This window comes from Pseudorhodobacter sp. E13, from assembly GCF_003991405.1.
Lineage (GTDB): Bacteria > Pseudomonadota > Alphaproteobacteria > Rhodobacterales > Rhodobacteraceae > Pseudorhodobacter.
The window spans coordinates 232,968-249,103 of record NZ_RPEN01000156.1; the positions used below are offsets into that span (position 1 = coordinate 232,968).

Here is a 16,136-nt window from a genome sequence, read left to right on the forward strand (position 1 = left end):
TGCCATTAACGCGGAAGATTTGAAAGTGAATCGGGGAGTTTTCATGCCTGCATCTCGTCTGAGTGTTGTTGTCACGCGACGCTTGCCAGAAACCGTTGAAACCCGGATGAAAGAATTGTTCGACGTAGAGCTGCGCGACCCGGATACGCGGATGACCCGAGAGGAGTTGGGTGCGGCGATGCGGCGGGCCGATGTTCTGGTGCCCTGCGTCACCGACCAGATCGACGCGAACCTGTTGGCGCAGGCGGGCGACAAGCTGAAGCTGATCGCGAATTACGGCGCAGGGATTGACCATATTGATGTGGCCTCGGCCCGCCAGCGCGGCATTCTGGTGTCCAATACCCCCGGCGTGGTGACGGATGACACCGCCGATATGACGCTGGCACTGATCTTGTCGGTGACGCGGAAAATCCCTGAAGGGCTGGCCGAAATGCAGGCGGGCAAGTGGCAGGGCTGGGCCCCGATGGCGCATCTGGGCGGGCGCATCGGCGGGCGGCGTCTTGGCATTCTGGGCATGGGGCGCATCGGGCAGGCCGTGGCCCGGCGCGCGGCGGCCTTTGGCATGCAAATCCATTACCACAACCGCAAACGCCTGCGCCCGGAGGTGGAGGAAGCGCTGGATGCCACCTATTGGGAAAGCCTCGATCAGATGGTCAGCCGGATGGATATCATCTCTATCAACTGCCCGCATACGCCCTCGACCTTTCATCTGATGAACGCGCGGCGGTTGAAGCTGCTGAAGCCGACAGCGGTGATCGTGAACACCTCGCGCGGTGAGGTGATCGACGAAAATGCCCTGACGCGCGGGCTGCGCGCGGGTGAGATTGCCGGTGCGGGGCTGGATGTGTTCGAACATGGGCATGAGGTAAACCCGCGGTTGCGCGAGCTTCCCAATGTGGTGCTGTTGCCGCATATGGGCTCTGCCACTGTCGAAGGCCGCGCCGAGATGGGTGAGAAGGTTATCATCAACATCAAAACCTTTGCCGATGGCCACCGCCCGCCAGATCAGGTTGTGCCGGGGATGCTGTAAGGCGGGGGTCCTCCCGCCATTCGTTGCCTTTTGCCTGCCGGCAAAAAGCGCCTCAAGGTTGGGCCGGGCCGCGCCCCAGGGGGCGCGGCGGTCGGCTTGCAGAGGGTGCTGTGGGGCGGCGGTGACGTAAGGTTAGGGGGACGCCCGATGCACCGGGCAGAGCGGTGGGCCGTGCTGATACCGACAAGGCGCAGCATTTGTGATGGGTCTGCCGGGCTTTTCGGCGGGGCGGGCACCTTTTCGCTTTGGCGTTGGCGGATGCTGCGATTGACGTCAGGCCGTCTTCTGCCGCGCAGACTTTGCCCCTTGGGCGGTCTTTGCAAGGATAATTGCCGACCTGCGGAGGTCTCACCCTTTTTGGCGCGGGCAGCGTTCCATCCTGCCATGACGGCGGCAAAGCGAATGGCTTGCGGCGGCGCGGCTGGGTCATTTGGGCAGAACTGGAAAGGGGTATGGCAGCCATTCAGACAACTGATCGGCCGATCCTGAGTCCGGTCTGGGAAATGGAGGCGGGTACCGGAATCGAACCGGTCTTCATGGATTTGCAATCCAGTGCATAGCCTGCCTGCCCACCCGCCTCGGTGAGGCTTTGATTAGTCACCAGCGCGCTTGGCGTCAAGGCCAAAGCGGCAGTTTGGGCGGGGTTTCGCATGGCTGTGCTGCCCTGCGCCCCCGCCTGCGCGCCGGTCAATCGCGGAAAAACCGGCTGTCCTTGATCTGATCCCAGGCCCAGACCACCTCTTGCAAGCGTTCTTCATCCGACCGGTCGCCGCCGTTCATATCGGGGTGCAGGTCTTTGACAAGGCTTTTATATTGCTTGCGAATCTCGGGCTTGGTCCAGGTGTCGCGCGCGTCCAGAATCTCCAAAGCCTTGCGCTCGGTCGAGGGCAGTTTGCGGGTGGCGGCGGCCGGATTGATCTTGCCGGGGTTCTGCGTCGCCTTCTCGCCCAGAATTTCCATCGGGTCATTGACCCCAAGCCGCGACCAGACACGGCCCTCATCGGGGCGCTTGTTGAACGGTTTGGTTTCACGGCCCCAAACGCGATCCTTGTCCAGAAAGGCCTCGAACTCTTCTTCGGTGTTGCCTTGAAAGAAATTCCACTTCAGGTTGTATTCGCGCACATGGTCTTTGCAGAACCACAGGAATTCATCCAGCAGGTCGGGGTTCTTGGGCGCGCGATAGAGGCCCGGCTCTTGGCAGCCTGCCGCCTCGCAGATTTTGGTGGAGGTTTCGAACGCGCCAGACATACCGCGCCGCCCGGTCTTGCGCTTCTTCTTGTCGGAAGAAACGCGCATGTCGAATTCAAACGGGGGACGTGATGCCATGGTGCTTGCCTTTCCGAGTCGGAGGCGAGAGTTTAGAGCATTGGTCGGGGGAGTGAAGGGGGTTGACAGAAATATGAGCGTTGCAAATGACATAAAGCGCAAGCTTGAGGCGGCGTTTGCACCAGATCGGCTGGAGGTGGTGAATGACAGCCATCGCCACGCGGGCCATGCGGGGGACGATGGCTCGGGGGAGTCGCATTTCAACGTGATGATCCGCGCCAGCGCTTTTGCCGATATGAACCGCATTGCGCGGCACCGTGCTGTCCATGCCGCCTTGGGGCCAGAGCTGTTGGGCCGCATTCACGCGCTGGCGCTGGATATCGGCTAAGTGCCGCGCAGGAGCGCCTCCCGCGCGGCCTGTTTCATCTTGGCTCAAATACCTGAATCCGACCTGTCACCAAAGGGTCAGCGGTGGCCGAGTCAGCCTTCGGCCTGCAACCCGGCAGCCTCGATCCCGGCAAGCGCTGCGATCAGGTCATTGTCCGATGTATCGCCCGTCACGCCAACGGCACCCAGCAAAACGCCCTTGGCATCGCGCAGCAAGACGCCGCCTTTCACCGGCACGAATTTGCCATCAAACGCCCCGTTCATCGCATCGACAAACACCGCCTGCGCCTCGCCACGGGCCTGAATGGCGCTGCCGCCCAACCCCAGCATGATGCAGCCATAGGCCTTGCCGCGCGCAATCTCGAACCGCCCCGCGCTTGCCCCGTCAGAGCGTTCAAAGGCCAGCACATGGCCGCCCGCATCCAGCACCACAACCGACAGGGGTTTGAACCCCGCTTCGGCCCCTTTGGCCAGCGTGCCTTTGATGATTGCCCGCGCCTTGCGCAAATTCAATACCATGTCTTACCCCTGTGCCTTCAGTTCCAGACGCCGCGCATGCAGCACCGGTTCGGTATAGCCCGAAGGCTGCTCAATCCCTTTGAACACCAGATCGCAGGCCGCCTTGAAGGCGATGCCGTCAAAGCCCGGCGCCATCGGGCGATAGGCCGGATCGCCTGCGTTCTGGCGGTCCACCACGGCGGCCATCTTTTGCATCGCGGCCATCACCTGCGCCTCGGACACCACGCCATGATGCAACCAGTTCGCCAGCGCCTGGCTGGAAATCCGGCAGGTCGCGCGGTCTTCCATCAGGCCGACATCATGAATATCCGGCACTTTGGAACAGCCGACGCCCTGATCCACCCAGCGCACCACATAGCCAAGGATGCCTTGGGCGTTGTTCTCGATCTCCTCGGCGATCTCGGCGTCCGACCAGTTCACCCCAGCGGCCAGCGGGATCGTCAGCAGCGCATCAAGGCTGGCGCGGGGGCCGCCTTTGGCAAGCGCCTCCTGCACCTCGGCCACGTTGACCTTGTGGTAATGGGTGGCGTGCAAGGTGGCCGCGGTGGGCGAGGGCACCCAAGCGCAATTCGCCCCGGCTTTCGGATGGCCGATCTTGGCTTCCAGCATCTCGGCCATGCGGTCAGGCATCGCCCACATGCCTTTGCCGATCTGGGCGCGACCGCGCAAACCGCAGGCCAGCCCGATATCGACATTGCGCGCCTCATAGGCCGAAATCCATGCGGCGTGTTTCATCTCGCCCTTGCGCACCATCGGCCCCGCTTCCATCGAGGTGTGAATCTCATCGCCGGTGCGGTCAAGGAAACCGGTGTTGATGAAGGCAACGCGATGCTTGGCGGCGCGGATACATTCCTTCAGATTGGCACTGGTGCGGCGTTCCTCATCCATGATGCCCAGCTTGACGGTGTTCTGCGGCAGCCCCAGAACCGCCTCGGCGCGGGTAAAAATCTCATCGGCAAACCCCACTTCGGCGGGGCCGTGCATCTTTGGCTTCACCACATAGACCGAGCCGTGATGCGAGTTGCGGTTGCCGCTGGTTTTCCGCAAGTCATGCATCGCACAAAGCAAGGTGACAAAGGCGTCCATGATGCCTTCGGGCACCTCGTTGCCGTCGCGGTCATGGATGGCGGGGTTGGTCATCAGGTGGCCGACATTGCGCACCAGCATCAAGGACCGGGCTTTGCCCTGCATCTCCCGACCGTCGGGGGTGGTGTAGGTGTAATCATCATAGAGCTTGCGGGTGATGGTTTTGCCACCCTTGGTCAGCTCCTCGGTCAGATCGCCTTTCATCAGGCCCAGCCAGTTGGAATAGGCCAGCACCTTATCCTCGGCATCCACCGCCGCCACGCTATCCTCGCAATCCATGATCGCAGACAGCGCCGCCTCAAGGTTGATCGAGGCGATTTTGGCGGGGTCGGTCTTGCCGATGTAATGATCGTCATTCAGCAGGATTTCGATCTTCAAGCCGTTGTTTTCAAACAGCACAAAGCGCCAATCGCCTTGCGTGCCATAACCGATGTATTGCGCGGGATTGGCAAGGCTGACCGCGCCTTTGGCACTGGTCAGGTGCAGGCTGGACCCGGCTTCAATCCCCGTCAGGTCGGCCCATTTCGCACCGGCCAGCGGCACCGCGCCATCCATGAAGCCCTTGGCCCAAGCCACCACACGCGCCCCGCGCGCCGGGTCATAACCGCTGCCCGAAGGCAGATCGCCCATCGCATCGGTGCCGTAAAGCGCATCATACAGGCTGCCCCAGCGCGCATTGGCAGCGTTCAGCGCAAAGCGCGCGTTCATCACCGGCACCACAAGCTGCGGCCCTGCGATGGCGGCGATTTCCGGGTCGACATTGGTGGTTTCAACTTCGAAATCCGGGCCTTCGGGTTCCAGATAGCCGATCTCGGTCAAAAAGGCGCGATAGGCGGCGGGGTCGATCGCCTTTCCTTTGTGGGCCACATGCCAAGCCGAGATTTTGGCCTGCAATTCCGCCCGTTTGGCCAGAAAGGCGCGGTTTTTTGGGGCCAGATCATGGATCGCATCGGCAAGGCCGCCCCAGAACGTCGCAGCCGGAACACCGGTGCCGGGAAGGGCCTGATTTTCGACGAAATCGACCAAACGCGTATCGACCTGAAGTCCGTTCTTTTCTGCTTTTTGCGACATGATTTGCGCCTCCCTTGCGATCACCGCCTCACAACTAGGCTGGATTGGTCGCGTAATCAACAAAATTGGTCTGATTTTTTATCCAGTTTGGGCTAATCTCTTTCAGGATTTTCCGAAGAATGGGCTGCGGCTTTCGCAGATTTCCGGGAACCCCGGCAGCGGTCAGAGCAATATTTGACCTCATCCCACACTTTTGCCCAAGCTTTGCGCCATGTGAAGGGCCGCCCGCAGGTGGCGCAGGTCTTTTGTGGCAGGTTTTGTTTTTGCACCCCGCGCGGCATCACAGATCCAGACAAAGCTGGCCCAGCGGGGCGGGGCGGGGGCGGCGCAGGCTTGGCCTGCGGTCATTCACGAACAGCGGGTTTTGCGCGGGGCTGGCATGGCGTTCGATCAGCAGGGCCTCCTCCTCGGCAAAGCGGTCGGTCTGGCGCAAGGCCCCGATACGGGCGCGGGCCTCGCGCGCGGCATGGGTCACATCAACCACCGGTTCAGGGTAGCGGCGCCCTAGAATGCCCTGCGCGCCCGGCCATTTCCACGGCATCTGCAAAAACCCGTCCGGCACATGGGCCAGTTCGGGCACCCAGCGCCGGGTGAAGGCCCCGGTGGGGTCTTGCTCCAATCCTTGTTTGATCGGGTTATAAACCCGCAGCCGGTTGATCCCGGTCATCCCCGCTTGCATCTGGATTTGGGGCCAGTGGATGCCGGGGTCATAATCGGTAAAGCGCCGCGCCAGATGCTGCCCCACCGCGCGCCAATCCAGCCACAGATGATAGGTCGCAACCGAGGTCAGCATGGCCCGCGCGCGAAAATTGATCCAACCGGTAGAGGCGAGGTAGCGCATGCAGGCATCCAGATAGGGCAGGCCGGTCTGGCCCATGCGCCACGCGTCAAACAGCGGGCCATCGCTGCTGCGCCCCGGCAAATCCCCGGCGGCTTTGTGCAGGGCTTGGCGTTCCATCCGGGGGGCATCTTCCAGCTTTTGGGTGAAATGCGCGCGCCACGCGATGCGGCTTTGGAAAGAGCGCAGGTTCGCCGCCCAATCCGCACCGGGCCGCGCGGCCAGTTGTGCGGCGGCTGCCTGTTCCACCTCCCGCGCGGAAAGCGCCCCCACCGCCAGATAGGGCGACAGGCGCGAGCAGGCACGCTCGGCGCTGAGGGGGGCAGACATGGCGCGGCGATAAGCCTGCCCGCGTGTGGCCAGAAAACTGTCCAGCAGCGCCAAGCCCTGCGCGCGCCCACCCGTCTGGCGATGCGGGCAGTCATCCGCCGCCAGCCGCAAGGCCCGCGCGCTGGGGATCACGCCGGGTTCTATCCCTGCGACCATGCGCAAGCCCAATGGCGCGGGCAGGGCCGGGGTTTCGGCATAGGCGGCGCGGTCTGCATCCCACCCCGCGCGCCCGCGCCTGCCACGCCGGACGCCGTTGCCGGGCAGCTCTTGCCACACAATCCCCGCCGATCTGGCCCAAGCCGCAACCTGCTTGTCGCGCGCAAAGGTCCATTCATTCCCCACCTCTTGCAAGCTGATGATCTGGCTTATGTCATTTTGTTTGCACAGGCGCGACAGCACCTCCACCGCGCCGCCCACGCGCACCACCAAAGGGGCACCAAGCCGCGCCAGATCGCGGCGCAACCCGGCCAGCGTTTCGGCCAGAAACTCCCATTGCCGGGCCGACGCATCGGGCAGCGCCCAATAGTCCGGCTCTGCGATATACAGCGGCAAAACCGCGCCCGACCCTGCACCAAGGGTCAGGGCGGGGTGATCTTCGACCCGCAGGTCGCGCTTATACCAAATGAGAACATTCATGGAACATATATCTAGCGGCCTGCCGGGATTCGTAAAGCCCCTATTGTGCCGATTGCTGTGCCAATCCCTGTGGTTGAACCCGCCACAGCGCGGCGCTAACGTGGCGGCGCAACAGCAATAAAGGCCATGACATGAGCGAGACTTCCCCCAAAGCCATCCTTCTGGCCGATTATGCGCCCTATCCCTTTGTGGTGGACCATGTGGCGCTGCATTTCGCCTTGAACCCGACCCAGACGCGGGTGAAGGCCAAACTGTCCCTTGCGCCCAATCCGGCGGCACCATCGGGGCAGGATATGCGGCTGGACGGGGAAAAGCTGATCCTGAAATCCTTGGCGCTGAACGGCACGCCGCTGGACCTGACCCCGGATGACACCGGGCTGACGATCCCTGCCGCGCTGATCCCCGCAGGCCCGTTCACACTGGAAACCGAGGTAGAGATTTCGCCGCAAACCAACACCTCGCTGGATGGGCTTTATATGTCGGGGGGGATGTATTGCACGCAATGCGAGGCGCAGGGCTTTCGCAAGATCACCTTCTACCCCGACCGCCCCGATGTGATGGCGCGGTTTGACGTCACGATGGACACGGATATGCCGGTGCAACTGTCGAACGGCAACCCGACCGGGCCGGGCGCGTGGCATGACCCGTGGCCGAAACCGGCCTATCTGTTCGCGCTGGTCGCGGGCAATCTGGTGGCCTATTCCGACCGCTTTACCACGATGTCGGGCCGCGAGGTGGCGCTGAATATTTATGTTCGTCCGGGGGATGAGGGAAAATGCGCCTATGCGATGGACAGCCTGATCCGGTCGATGAAATGGGATGAGGAGGTCTATGGCCGCGAATATGATCTTGATATCTTCAACATCGTCGCGGTGGATGATTTCAACATGGGGGCGATGGAAAACAAGGGCCTCAACATCTTCAACTCCAAGCTGGTGCTGGCCACACCCGAAACCGCCACCGATGATGATTACGCGCGGATAGAGGCGGTGATAGCGCATGAATATTTCCACAACTGGACGGGCAATCGCATCACCTGCCGCGACTGGTTCCAGCTGTGCCTGAAAGAAGGGCTGACGGTGTATCGCGATCAGCAGTTTTCGGGCGATATGCGCAGCCATGCGGTAAAGCGGATTGAGGATGTGCTGACGCTGCGCGCGCGCCAGTTCCGCGAAGATGGCGGGCCGCTGGCACATGCCGTGCGGCCTGACAGCTATGTAGAGATCAACAATTTCTACACCGCGACGATTTATGAAAAAGGCGCGGAAGTGATCGGGATGCTGAAGGCGCTGGTGGGCGAGGCGGGCTATAAGGCCGCGCTGGACCTCTATTTTGATCGCCATGATGGCGATGCGGCGACGATCGAGGATTGGCTTCAGGTGTTTGAGGATGCCACGGGCCGCGATCTGACCCAGTTCAAACATTGGTATACCCAAGCCGGCACCCCGCGCGTCACAGTGACGGATGACTTTAAGAATGGCACCTATACCCTTCATCTGGAACAGAAAAACCCGCCCACACCGGGCCAGCCGCACAAAGACCCCAAGGTGATTCCGGTGGCGGTGGGCTTGCTGAACCCCAATGGCGATGAGGTGGTGCCGACGCGGGTGCTGGAGCTGACGCAGGCGCGGCAAAGCTTTGTGTTCGAAGGGCTTGCCAGCCGCCCGGTGCCGTCGATTCTGCGCGGGTTTTCGGCCCCGGTGGTGCTGGAGCGCGACAGCAGCGCCACGGAACGCGCCTTTCTGCTGGCACATGACACCGACCCGTTCAACAAATGGGAAGCAGGCCGCGCCTTGGCCAAAGAGGTGCTGATCGCCAAGATCACGCGCGGGGCGGCAACCCCGCCGGATTGGTTGGCGGCAGTGGAAACCGTGACCTTTGACGACAGCCTTGACCCTGCCTTCCGCGCCCTGACGCTGCGCTTGCCGGGCGAGGATGACATCGCCCAAACCCTGCATGCCGCAGGCCATGTGCCTGACCCGGCGGCCATTCATGCCGCACGGCAAGCGATGCTGGACGATCTGGCGCAAGCGCTCCGCGCGCGGTTGCCCGCGCTTGTCGCTGCGTTGGCGACCCCCGGTCCGTTTGATCCCGGCGCTGTTGCGGCGGGGCGGCGTGCCTTGCGGCTGGGCGCGCTGGCGCTGCTGTCGCGGCTGGATGCGGGCGTGGCGGCGCGTGCGGCCTATGACAGCGCCAATTCAATGACCGAGCAGATGGGCGCTTTGGCGGTGCTGCTGGATATCGGGCAAGGGGCGGACCAGAGTGCGGCCTTCCGCCGTCAATGGCAGGCGGACCGGTTGGTGATGGACAAATGGTTCGCGCTGCAAGTCAGCTATGCCGCGCCCGAGGCCACTGCCGCCATCACGCGGGCGCTGACCGAGGACAAGGATTTCGACTGGAAGAACCCCAACCGGTTCCGCGCCGTCATCGCCTCACTTTCCGGCAATCACGCGGGGTTTCACCATGCCAGCGGCGACAGTTACCGCCTGCTGGCCGATTGGCTGATCCGGCTGGACCCGGTGAACCCGCAAACCGCCGCCCGCATGTCCAGCGCCTTTGAAACCTGGCCGCGCTATGACGCCGACCGCCAAGCCTTGATCCGGGCGGAACTGGCGCGGATACAGGCGACCAAGGGCCTTAGCCGCAATCTGGGCGAAATGGTGGGGCGGATGCTGGGGGCCTGAGCCCGGCAAAGGGGGGCAGGGCGGCCCCCCATTTTTTACTTGGGTTTTGTGCAGGCTCGGGCAATAAACGGTATCCGGTGCATTGGTTGGAGTGTTTTTGATGCCATTTATTCTGGGGCTTTTGGGCCTGATTGCCGCCGCCTATTTCTGGGCAAACCGCGCCCGCAATGCCGCCCATATGACCAATGATCTGGCGGGCATGGCGTCAGACGTGATGGCCGCCGCGCGGCGTTTTGGGTTTAGCCGCAAGCTGAACCTGCATCCGGTGGAATCGATTGATGACCCCAAACTTGCCACCGCCGCCTGTGGCCTTGCCTTTCTGGAACTCGACGGGCTGCCTTCAGCGGAACAGCATGAAGCGCTGACGCGGTCTGTGCAAAGCCACCTCGATCTGGACCATGCCAAAGCGCAGGAATCGCTGATCCTTGGTCGCTGGCTTTTGTCGGAATCCGGGGGCGCTGCGTCTGGCTTTACACGGGTGCTTCGGCGTCTGGTCAAGCTTCAGGGCCGCGATGCGCTGGAGCCGTTGATGGCCGTGTTGAACGACACCGCGCAATCGGGGCACACGGGCCTGTCGATCAAACAAAAAGAGGCGCTGGAGGAGGTGACGCAGGCCTTTCGCTTGCGCTAGCACCGTCACACTGCCGTAACGGAATCGCGGCAAAGATGCGGCTATGAAACACCGCATCGCCCCTTTGATGACCGAACGCGCGGCTTGGCTGTCCAAGCCCGCCTTCGCCCCCGCCCGCCGTCTGATGGAACGCCTGCTGCGCTTTCCCGAAACGCTGACATGGGCCGAGATTTGCCGCGACCTGCCTGCCGACCGGGTCATGTCGGTGATGGCCGCGCTGATCGCCTGCAACACCCGCGTCACGGGGCTGGAACATATCCCCCGCATAGGCCCCGCGCTGATCGTGGCAAACCACCCCACGGGCATCGCGGATGGCATCATCCTGCACCACCTGCTGGCGCCGATCCGCCGCGACCTGTTCTTTTTTGCCAATGCCGATATCCTGCGGGTCTTGCCGCAAATGGCCCCGATGATCGCCCCGGTCGAATGGCGGCCCGACAAGCGCTGCCACAGCAAGGCCCGCGCCACGATGGTATTTACCCGCGCGGCGATTACGGCGGGGCGGCTGGGCGTCATCTTCCCTTCGGGCCGCTTGGCCAAACGCCGTGGGCTTCACCTGCATGAACGCCCTTGGATGGCCTCTGCCGCGCAGCTGGCGCGCAAACATGACCTGCCGGTGATCCCGGTCAACATCCGCGCCCGCAACTCTACGCTGTTCTACTTGCTGGACCGGATTCACCCCAGCCTGCGCGATATCACCCTGTTCCACGAGGTGCTGAACAAAGCCGACCAACCCTTCCGGCTGACGGTGGGCCGCGCCATCCCCGCCGCGCATCTGCCCCAAGGGGCCGAGGCCGCGACCCAATTCCTGCGCGACGCAACCCTTGGCATGGGGGGCACAGCCCGCCCCACACTTGGCCTGTTGGAAACCCGCCGCCCGCCAATCTGGCTTGAACCCGTGGCACCGCTGCCGTAAACAGTCCCCAAGCCAATAAAGGGACGCGCAATGCTCGATCTGACCTATGAGAACCCGAAGCCGAAGGTGATTGCCGGGGCAAAGCATGATTGGGAACTTGTGATCGGGATGGAAATCCATGCGCAGGTCTCCTCTAACGCCAAGCTGTTTTCCGGGGCCTCCACCCAAGTCGGCGCGGAACCCAATTCCAACGTCGCCTTCGTGGATGCCGCGATGCCCGGAATGTTGCCGGTTATCAATGACTTCTGCGTTGAACAAGCGGTGCGCTCGGGCCTTGGGCTGAAGGCGCAGATCAACCTGCGCTCCGCCTTTGACCGCAAGAATTACTTCTATCCCGACCTGCCGCAGGGCTATCAGATCAGCCAACTTTACCACCCCATCGTGGGCGAAGGCGAAGTGCTGGTAGAACTGGCCCCCGGCATTGCCCGGCTTGTGCGCGTCGAACGCATCCACCTTGAACAGGACGCGGGCAAATCCATTCACGATATGGACCCGACGATGTCTTTCGTCGATTTCAACCGCACTGGCGTGGCGCTGATGGAAATCGTCTCCCGCCCCGATATCCGCTCGGCCGAAGAAGCCACCGCCTATGTCACCAAACTGCGCCAGATCCTGCGCTATCTGGGCACTTGCGATGGCAATATGCAAAACGGCAACCTGCGCGCCGATGTCAACGTCTCTGTCTGCCGCCCCGGCCAGTATGAGAAATATCAGGCCACGCAGGATTTCAGCCATCTTGGCACCCGCTGCGAAATCAAGAACATGAACTCCATGCGCTTCATGACGCAAGCCATTGATTTTGAAGCCCGCCGCCAGATCGCTATTCTAGAGGACGGCGGCGAGGTGCATCAGGAAACCCGGCTTTACGACCCGGACAAGGGCGAAACCCGGTCGATGCGCAGCAAAGAAGAGGCGCATGACTACCGCTATTTCCCATGCCCCGACCTGCTGCCGCTGGAAATCGAACAGGCGTGGGTGGATGAGATTGCCGCCTCCATGCCCGAACTGCCCGATGCCAAAAAAGCGCGTTTCATGGCGGATTTCGGTCTGACCGATTATGATGCCAATGTGCTGACCGCCGATCTGGATAGCGCGGGCTTCTTTGAATCCGTGGCCAAGGGTCGCGATGGCAAGATCGCCGCGAACTGGGTCATCAACGAACTCTTTGGCCGCTTGAACAAGGAAAGCCTGACCATCGCCGACACGCCGATGTCAGCCGACCAACTGGGCGGCATCATTGACCTGATCACCAGCGGCGAGATTTCGGGCAAGATGGCCAAGGATCTGTTCGAACTGGTCTGGACCAAAGGCGGCAATCCCGCCGAAGTTGCTGCGGCCAATGGCATGAAGCAAGTCACCGATACCGGCGCGATTGAGGCGGCGGTGGATGAAATTATCGCCGCCAACCCCGCGCAGGTGGAAAAGGCGCAGGCCAACCCGAAACTGGCGGGCTGGTTCGTGGGCCAGGTCATCAAGGCCACAGGGGGCAAGGCAGCACCTGCGATGGTGCAGCAATTGGTGGCGCAGAAACTGGGGCTGTAAGGGCCGCAGGGGTAGGGTGGGTGTAACCCACCGCTCCTTGTCACCGATCACGATTTCAGGGGGCCGCGCTCACGACAATGTGGGCGCGGCCCTCTCGACTTTTGGCGGGGGCTGGCCGATGCAAGGGGTATGAGTTTGCGCGCCGCCCTCTCCGTTCTGTTGATGGTTCTGATCCTGCCATGGGGCGCTTATGGCGCGGGCCATGCAGGCAGCGACCTGCGCACAGCACAGGGCGCGCAAACGGTCGCGGCCACAATCAGCGATGCCAAAGGCGCCGAGATCAAGGCCCGCAGCGCTTGCCGGATCGCGGTTCTGCCCGGATCACCCTGTAACCCGGACCCTGTGCTGCCCCCCGGCCTTGCGCCCTTGACGCGCAGCGCCAGCGCCAGTGTGGCTGTGCCCTTGTCCGATTGGCACAGCCAAGGCCGCAGCCTTGCCCCGCCCCGTGCGCCTCCGCGCTTGATCTGACCGGGTCGTCTGGTGCGCCACCGTTGCGCGCCGCCTCTGTCCGTTCATCAAGGAAATCCAATGCTTAGCAGACGCAGCTTTACCGCGCTTGGCGCGGTGGCGGGCCTTTCGGCCTGTATCAAAACCCCTGTCACCCCCGAACCGCCGCCCGCACCGGCCTATCCGCCCTTGCCTGCCTTTTATGGCGCGGTTCAGGATGAGCCGTTCCCCATTCCCGCCGTGCCCGAAGGCATCATCGCGCCGGAATACTGGCGGCAAGAGGTGGCAAACCCTTGGCCCGACCAGCCGCGCGGCAGCATCTTTGTCGATCCCGATGCCGCGCTTTTGCATTTCGTCGAAAGCCCGGCGGTGGCGATGCGCTATGGCGTCAGTGTGGGGGCGGCGGGCTTTGCTTGGGATGGCACGGCGCGGCTGCAATTCAGTCGCAAATGGCCGCGTTGGAACGTGCCGGACGAGATGATTGCGCGCAGGCCCGAACTCGCCCCCTATTCGGTCGCCAATGGCGGGATGGATGCAGGGCCGGGTAACCCGTTGGGCGCGCGGGCGCTCTATCTGTTTCAGAACGGGGTCGATACGCTTTACCGCATCCATGGCGATGCCAGTGCGCGCGAATTGGGCCGCGCGGTGTCTTCGGGCTGTATCCGGATGCTCAACCAAGATGCGATTGATCTGTATGACCGCTCTGTTCACGGTGCCTCGGTCACGGTGTTGCCCTCGCTCAAAGGTGATGGTCTGGCGCAGGTTTACTAGGGCTGGCGGTGCGGAAAAGGCCGTTCTGACCTCTTAACATCAGGTTAAAATTTGAACAGATGTTAAGGTATATCAGTGGCTTGCGGTGCATTTCGCGCGCGATTCACGCAGCGGAATCGCACCCCTTTCCCCGCAGCGTCCAATCGGCTAGGGTCTGCCTCGTGTCGATCCCGGAGGCTGCATGAAACACTACGAATATCAGGTCGTTCCCGCCCCCAAAAAGGGCGAGAAAGCCAAGGGGGCCAAAACCGCCGCCGAGAAATTTGCCGTGGCCCTGACCAATCTGATGAACCGGATGGGGGCCGAAGGCTGGGACTATATTCGTGCCGATACGCTGCCCTGCGAAGAACGCGTAGGGTTGACCGGCAGCAAAACCACCTTCCAGAACATGCTGGTATTCCGCCGAGAGATGTTCATCGAGGCGGTGGATATGCTGGAGCCGGAAACCGCGCACAAGACCATCCCGCCCAAGCGGCGCGAGCCGACCCTGTCGCCGATCCCGGCAGAGCTGTTTGCCGACCCCGAACCCAGTGAGGTGGAGCCGGTTGCGGTGATGCCGATCAAGGCCAAGCCGGAAAAGATCAGCGCCGAGTAAGCCGCGCGCGGCGGGTCAGCCCCGTGCTGCCTGCAAGGCTTTGGGCAAGGCTTGGGCAAACACCGCCAGCGCGGCGGCATCGCCCAGACTGACGCGAATGCAGCGATCCATCGGGGCCACGCCGGGCATCCGCACAAACACCCCTTCGCGGCCAAGCGCCTGCAAGACACGGCGGGCAAAATCGCCGTCCTGCCCGCAATCAAGGCAGATGAAATTGGTCGCCGAAGGCAGCGGCTGCAAGCCATTGGCCAGCCCCACCGCGCCAAAACTGTCGCGGGCCGCGATGACCTGCGCGCGCACCTGCGCCAGCCAGTCCTGATCGGCCAGCGCCGCCAAAGCCCCGGCCTGTGCGATGCGCCCCACCCCGAAATGGTTGCGGACCTTGTTGAAGGCTTGCACCAACCCCGGTGCGGCGATGCCATAGCCCACCCGCAAGCCCGCCATGCCATAGCCTTTGGAAAAGGTGCGAAAGCGGATCACGCGCGGATCATCGGCAGGAATGTCGGCTGCGGTGCCGTCGGGGGCAAGATCGATATAGGCTTCATCGAGGATCAGCAGGCAGCCATCCGGCAAGGCGTCGATCATCGCGGTGATGCGCGCGGCGGGCAGGTGGCTGCCCATCGGGTTGTCGGGATTTGCCAGATAAATCAGCTTTGCGCCAAGCTCGGAGGCGCGGGCGACGAGTGCCTCCGGGTCTTCATGGTCGGCTTTATAGGGCACTTTGTTCAAAGCGCCGCCAAAGCCTGTGACATGGAAGTTGAAGGTGGGATAAGCCCCGTCAGAGGTGACAACAGCATCCCCCGGCCCGATGAGAAGCCGCACGAGATACCCCAGCAAGCCGTCAATACCTTCGCCAACCACGATGTTGTCGGGGCGCGTGCCGTGATGGGCAGCAAGGGCTGTGCGCAGGTCGTGCAGTTCCGGGTCGCCATACATCCAGACATCGCGCGCCGCTGCCGCCATTGCGGCAATCGCGCGGGGGGAGGGGCCGAACATGCTTTCATTCGCGCCCAGCCGTGCGGCGAAGGGGTGGCCGATGGCGCGTTCCTGGGTTTCGGGGCCCACAAACGGGACGGTTGCGGGCAGGCTGGCGGCCAGTGGCGTATATTGCGGTGTTTTCATAGGGGCGAGATAGCCAGAAATTCCCCCCTTCGGCAAGGCTTGTCACAGCGGGGCAAGCGCCCATCTTGAGCGGGCATTGCACGGAGGGCAGCACATGGCAAAAGGCATTTCCCGGCGCGGGTTTCTGGCAACGGCTGCGGCGGCGGGGTCGGTGAAACTGTTGCCGCAGGTGGTGGGGAAAATGGGGGGCAAGCGGGTGCTGACGCTGGTCTGGGACAAGAGCATCGGTGCGATGCGCGCCATTGACAGGCTGGTGCCTTAGGCA

Annotated in this window: 16 protein-coding genes and 1 tRNA gene; 10 read left to right on the forward strand and 7 right to left on the reverse strand. The window is 62.7% G+C overall.

Going from position 1 to position 16,136, the window contains the following annotated elements:
* The first annotated feature begins 43 nt into the window (after window positions 1–43).
* Window positions 44–1,030 (forward strand): D-glycerate dehydrogenase, encoded by a 987-nt coding sequence (locus EGN72_RS11990; protein ID WP_127047864.1) that lies wholly within the window; start codon window positions 44–46, stop codon window positions 1,028–1,030.
* Between the two features lie 504 nt (window positions 1,031–1,534).
* Here EGN72_RS11990 and EGN72_RS11995 read toward each other — a convergent pair.
* Window positions 1,535–1,608, reverse strand: a tRNA-Cys gene (locus EGN72_RS11995).
* Between the two features lie 109 nt (window positions 1,609–1,717).
* Entirely contained in the window at window positions 1,718–2,356 is a 639-nt protein-coding gene (locus tag EGN72_RS12000; RefSeq protein WP_127047866.1) for a J domain-containing protein, read from the reverse strand.
* 73 nt (window positions 2,357–2,429) lie between these two features.
* On the opposite strand from EGN72_RS12000, the gene EGN72_RS12005 reads away from it, so the two are divergent.
* Complete coding sequence (locus tag EGN72_RS12005) at window positions 2,430–2,684, forward strand: BolA family transcriptional regulator (RefSeq protein WP_127047868.1); 255 nt, start codon at window positions 2,430–2,432, stop codon at window positions 2,682–2,684.
* 92 nt (window positions 2,685–2,776) lie between these two features.
* On the opposite strand, the gene EGN72_RS12010 is transcribed toward EGN72_RS12005, so the two are convergent.
* The 4 genes from EGN72_RS12010 to EGN72_RS12025 all read right to left on the reverse strand — a co-directional run bounded on the left by EGN72_RS12010 (window position 2,777) and on the right by EGN72_RS12025 (window position 7,163).
* Window positions 2,777–3,202, reverse strand: a complete 426-nt coding sequence (locus tag EGN72_RS12010) for a heme-binding protein (protein ID WP_127047870.1) — start codon at window positions 3,200–3,202, stop codon at window positions 2,777–2,779.
* Between the two features lie 3 nt (window positions 3,203–3,205).
* Window positions 3,206–5,359 carry a malate synthase G gene (locus tag EGN72_RS12015; protein ID WP_127047872.1) on the reverse strand — a complete coding sequence of 718 codons (2,154 nt, stop codon included), beginning with the start codon at window positions 5,357–5,359 and terminating at the stop codon, window positions 3,206–3,208.
* A 92-nt stretch (window positions 5,360–5,451) separates the two neighbouring features.
* The gene (locus EGN72_RS19580; protein ID WP_127047990.1) at window positions 5,452–5,640 is read right to left on the reverse strand and encodes a DUF2256 domain-containing protein; all 189 of its coding nucleotides are present in this window, start codon (window positions 5,638–5,640) and stop codon (window positions 5,452–5,454) included.
* Complete coding sequence (locus EGN72_RS12025) at window positions 5,640–7,163, reverse strand: FAD-binding domain-containing protein (protein WP_127047874.1); 1,524 nt, start codon at window positions 7,161–7,163, stop codon at window positions 5,640–5,642. Before EGN72_RS12025 ends, EGN72_RS19580 begins: the two co-directional genes overlap by 1 nt.
* Window positions 7,164–7,294: 131 nt before the next feature.
* On the opposite strand from EGN72_RS12025, the gene pepN reads away from it, so the two are divergent.
* The 7 genes from pepN to EGN72_RS12060 all read left to right on the forward strand — a co-directional run bounded on the left by pepN (window position 7,295) and on the right by EGN72_RS12060 (window position 14,749).
* A complete protein-coding gene (gene pepN, locus EGN72_RS12030; RefSeq protein ID WP_127047876.1) occupies window positions 7,295–9,847 on the forward strand; it encodes an aminopeptidase N in 2,553 nt (850 codons plus the stop codon).
* Between the two features lie 100 nt (window positions 9,848–9,947).
* Window positions 9,948–10,478 carry a hypothetical protein gene (locus EGN72_RS12035; protein ID WP_127047878.1) on the forward strand — a complete coding sequence of 177 codons (531 nt, stop codon included), beginning with the start codon at window positions 9,948–9,950 and terminating at the stop codon, window positions 10,476–10,478.
* A gap of 43 nt (window positions 10,479–10,521) precedes the next feature.
* Window positions 10,522–11,394 (forward strand): lysophospholipid acyltransferase family protein, encoded by an 873-nt coding sequence (locus EGN72_RS12040; RefSeq protein ID WP_127047880.1) that lies wholly within the window; start codon window positions 10,522–10,524, stop codon window positions 11,392–11,394.
* Between the two features lie 30 nt (window positions 11,395–11,424).
* Window positions 11,425–12,936, forward strand: coding sequence for an Asp-tRNA(Asn)/Glu-tRNA(Gln) amidotransferase subunit GatB (gene gatB, locus EGN72_RS12045; RefSeq protein ID WP_127047882.1), 1,512 nt, complete (start codon window positions 11,425–11,427; stop codon window positions 12,934–12,936).
* Window positions 12,937–13,065: 129 nt separating this feature from the next.
* The gene (locus EGN72_RS12050) at window positions 13,066–13,404 is read left to right on the forward strand and encodes a hypothetical protein (protein ID WP_127047884.1); all 339 of its coding nucleotides are present in this window, start codon (window positions 13,066–13,068) and stop codon (window positions 13,402–13,404) included.
* Window positions 13,405–13,464: 60 nt separating this feature from the next.
* Complete coding sequence (locus EGN72_RS12055; RefSeq protein ID WP_127047886.1) at window positions 13,465–14,154, forward strand: L,D-transpeptidase; 690 nt, start codon at window positions 13,465–13,467, stop codon at window positions 14,152–14,154.
* A 181-nt stretch (window positions 14,155–14,335) separates the two neighbouring features.
* Window positions 14,336–14,749, forward strand: a complete 414-nt coding sequence (locus tag EGN72_RS12060; protein WP_127047888.1) for a DUF4177 domain-containing protein — start codon at window positions 14,336–14,338, stop codon at window positions 14,747–14,749.
* 15 nt (window positions 14,750–14,764) lie between these two features.
* Here the strand turns inward: EGN72_RS12060 and EGN72_RS12065 are convergent, their stop codons facing one another.
* Window positions 14,765–15,871, reverse strand: coding sequence for a pyridoxal phosphate-dependent aminotransferase (locus EGN72_RS12065; RefSeq protein ID WP_127047890.1), 1,107 nt, complete (start codon window positions 15,869–15,871; stop codon window positions 14,765–14,767).
* Window positions 15,872–15,965: 94 nt separating this feature from the next.
* Here EGN72_RS12065 and EGN72_RS12070 point away from each other — a divergent pair, with 94 nt between their 5' ends.
* The gene (locus EGN72_RS12070) at window positions 15,966–16,133 is read left to right on the forward strand and encodes a twin-arginine translocation signal domain-containing protein (RefSeq protein ID WP_127047892.1); all 168 of its coding nucleotides are present in this window, start codon (window positions 15,966–15,968) and stop codon (window positions 16,131–16,133) included.
* The last annotated feature ends 3 nt before the right edge of the window (window positions 16,134–16,136 follow it).

What these genes read in the sequence shown, in the direction of transcription:
- EGN72_RS11990 (WP_127047864.1), top strand. Translation starts at nt 44, where the DNA reads ATGCCTGCATCTCGTCTGAGTGTTGTTGTCACGCGACGCTTGCCAGAA.
- EGN72_RS12000 (WP_127047866.1), bottom strand. Translation starts at nt 2,356, where the DNA reads ATGGCATCACGTCCCCCGTTTGAATTCGACATGCGCGTTTCTTCCGAC.
- EGN72_RS12005 (WP_127047868.1), top strand. Translation starts at nt 2,430, where the DNA reads ATGAGCGTTGCAAATGACATAAAGCGCAAGCTTGAGGCGGCGTTTGCA.
- EGN72_RS12010 (WP_127047870.1), bottom strand. Translation starts at nt 3,202, where the DNA reads ATGGTATTGAATTTGCGCAAGGCGCGGGCAATCATCAAAGGCACGCTG.
- EGN72_RS12015 (WP_127047872.1), bottom strand. Translation starts at nt 5,359, where the DNA reads ATGTCGCAAAAAGCAGAAAAGAACGGACTTCAGGTCGATACGCGTTTG.
- EGN72_RS19580 (WP_127047990.1), bottom strand. Translation starts at nt 5,640, where the DNA reads ATGCCGCGCGGGGTGCAAAAACAAAACCTGCCACAAAAGACCTGCGCC.
- EGN72_RS12025 (WP_127047874.1), bottom strand. Translation starts at nt 7,163, where the DNA reads ATGAATGTTCTCATTTGGTATAAGCGCGACCTGCGGGTCGAAGATCAC.
- pepN (WP_127047876.1), top strand. Translation starts at nt 7,295, where the DNA reads ATGAGCGAGACTTCCCCCAAAGCCATCCTTCTGGCCGATTATGCGCCC.
- EGN72_RS12035 (WP_127047878.1), top strand. Translation starts at nt 9,948, where the DNA reads ATGCCATTTATTCTGGGGCTTTTGGGCCTGATTGCCGCCGCCTATTTC.
- EGN72_RS12040 (WP_127047880.1), top strand. Translation starts at nt 10,522, where the DNA reads ATGAAACACCGCATCGCCCCTTTGATGACCGAACGCGCGGCTTGGCTG.
- gatB (WP_127047882.1), top strand. Translation starts at nt 11,425, where the DNA reads ATGCTCGATCTGACCTATGAGAACCCGAAGCCGAAGGTGATTGCCGGG.
- EGN72_RS12050 (WP_127047884.1), top strand. Translation starts at nt 13,066, where the DNA reads ATGAGTTTGCGCGCCGCCCTCTCCGTTCTGTTGATGGTTCTGATCCTG.
- EGN72_RS12055 (WP_127047886.1), top strand. Translation starts at nt 13,465, where the DNA reads ATGCTTAGCAGACGCAGCTTTACCGCGCTTGGCGCGGTGGCGGGCCTT.
- EGN72_RS12060 (WP_127047888.1), top strand. Translation starts at nt 14,336, where the DNA reads ATGAAACACTACGAATATCAGGTCGTTCCCGCCCCCAAAAAGGGCGAG.
- EGN72_RS12065 (WP_127047890.1), bottom strand. Translation starts at nt 15,871, where the DNA reads ATGAAAACACCGCAATATACGCCACTGGCCGCCAGCCTGCCCGCAACC.
- EGN72_RS12070 (WP_127047892.1), top strand. Translation starts at nt 15,966, where the DNA reads ATGGCAAAAGGCATTTCCCGGCGCGGGTTTCTGGCAACGGCTGCGGCG.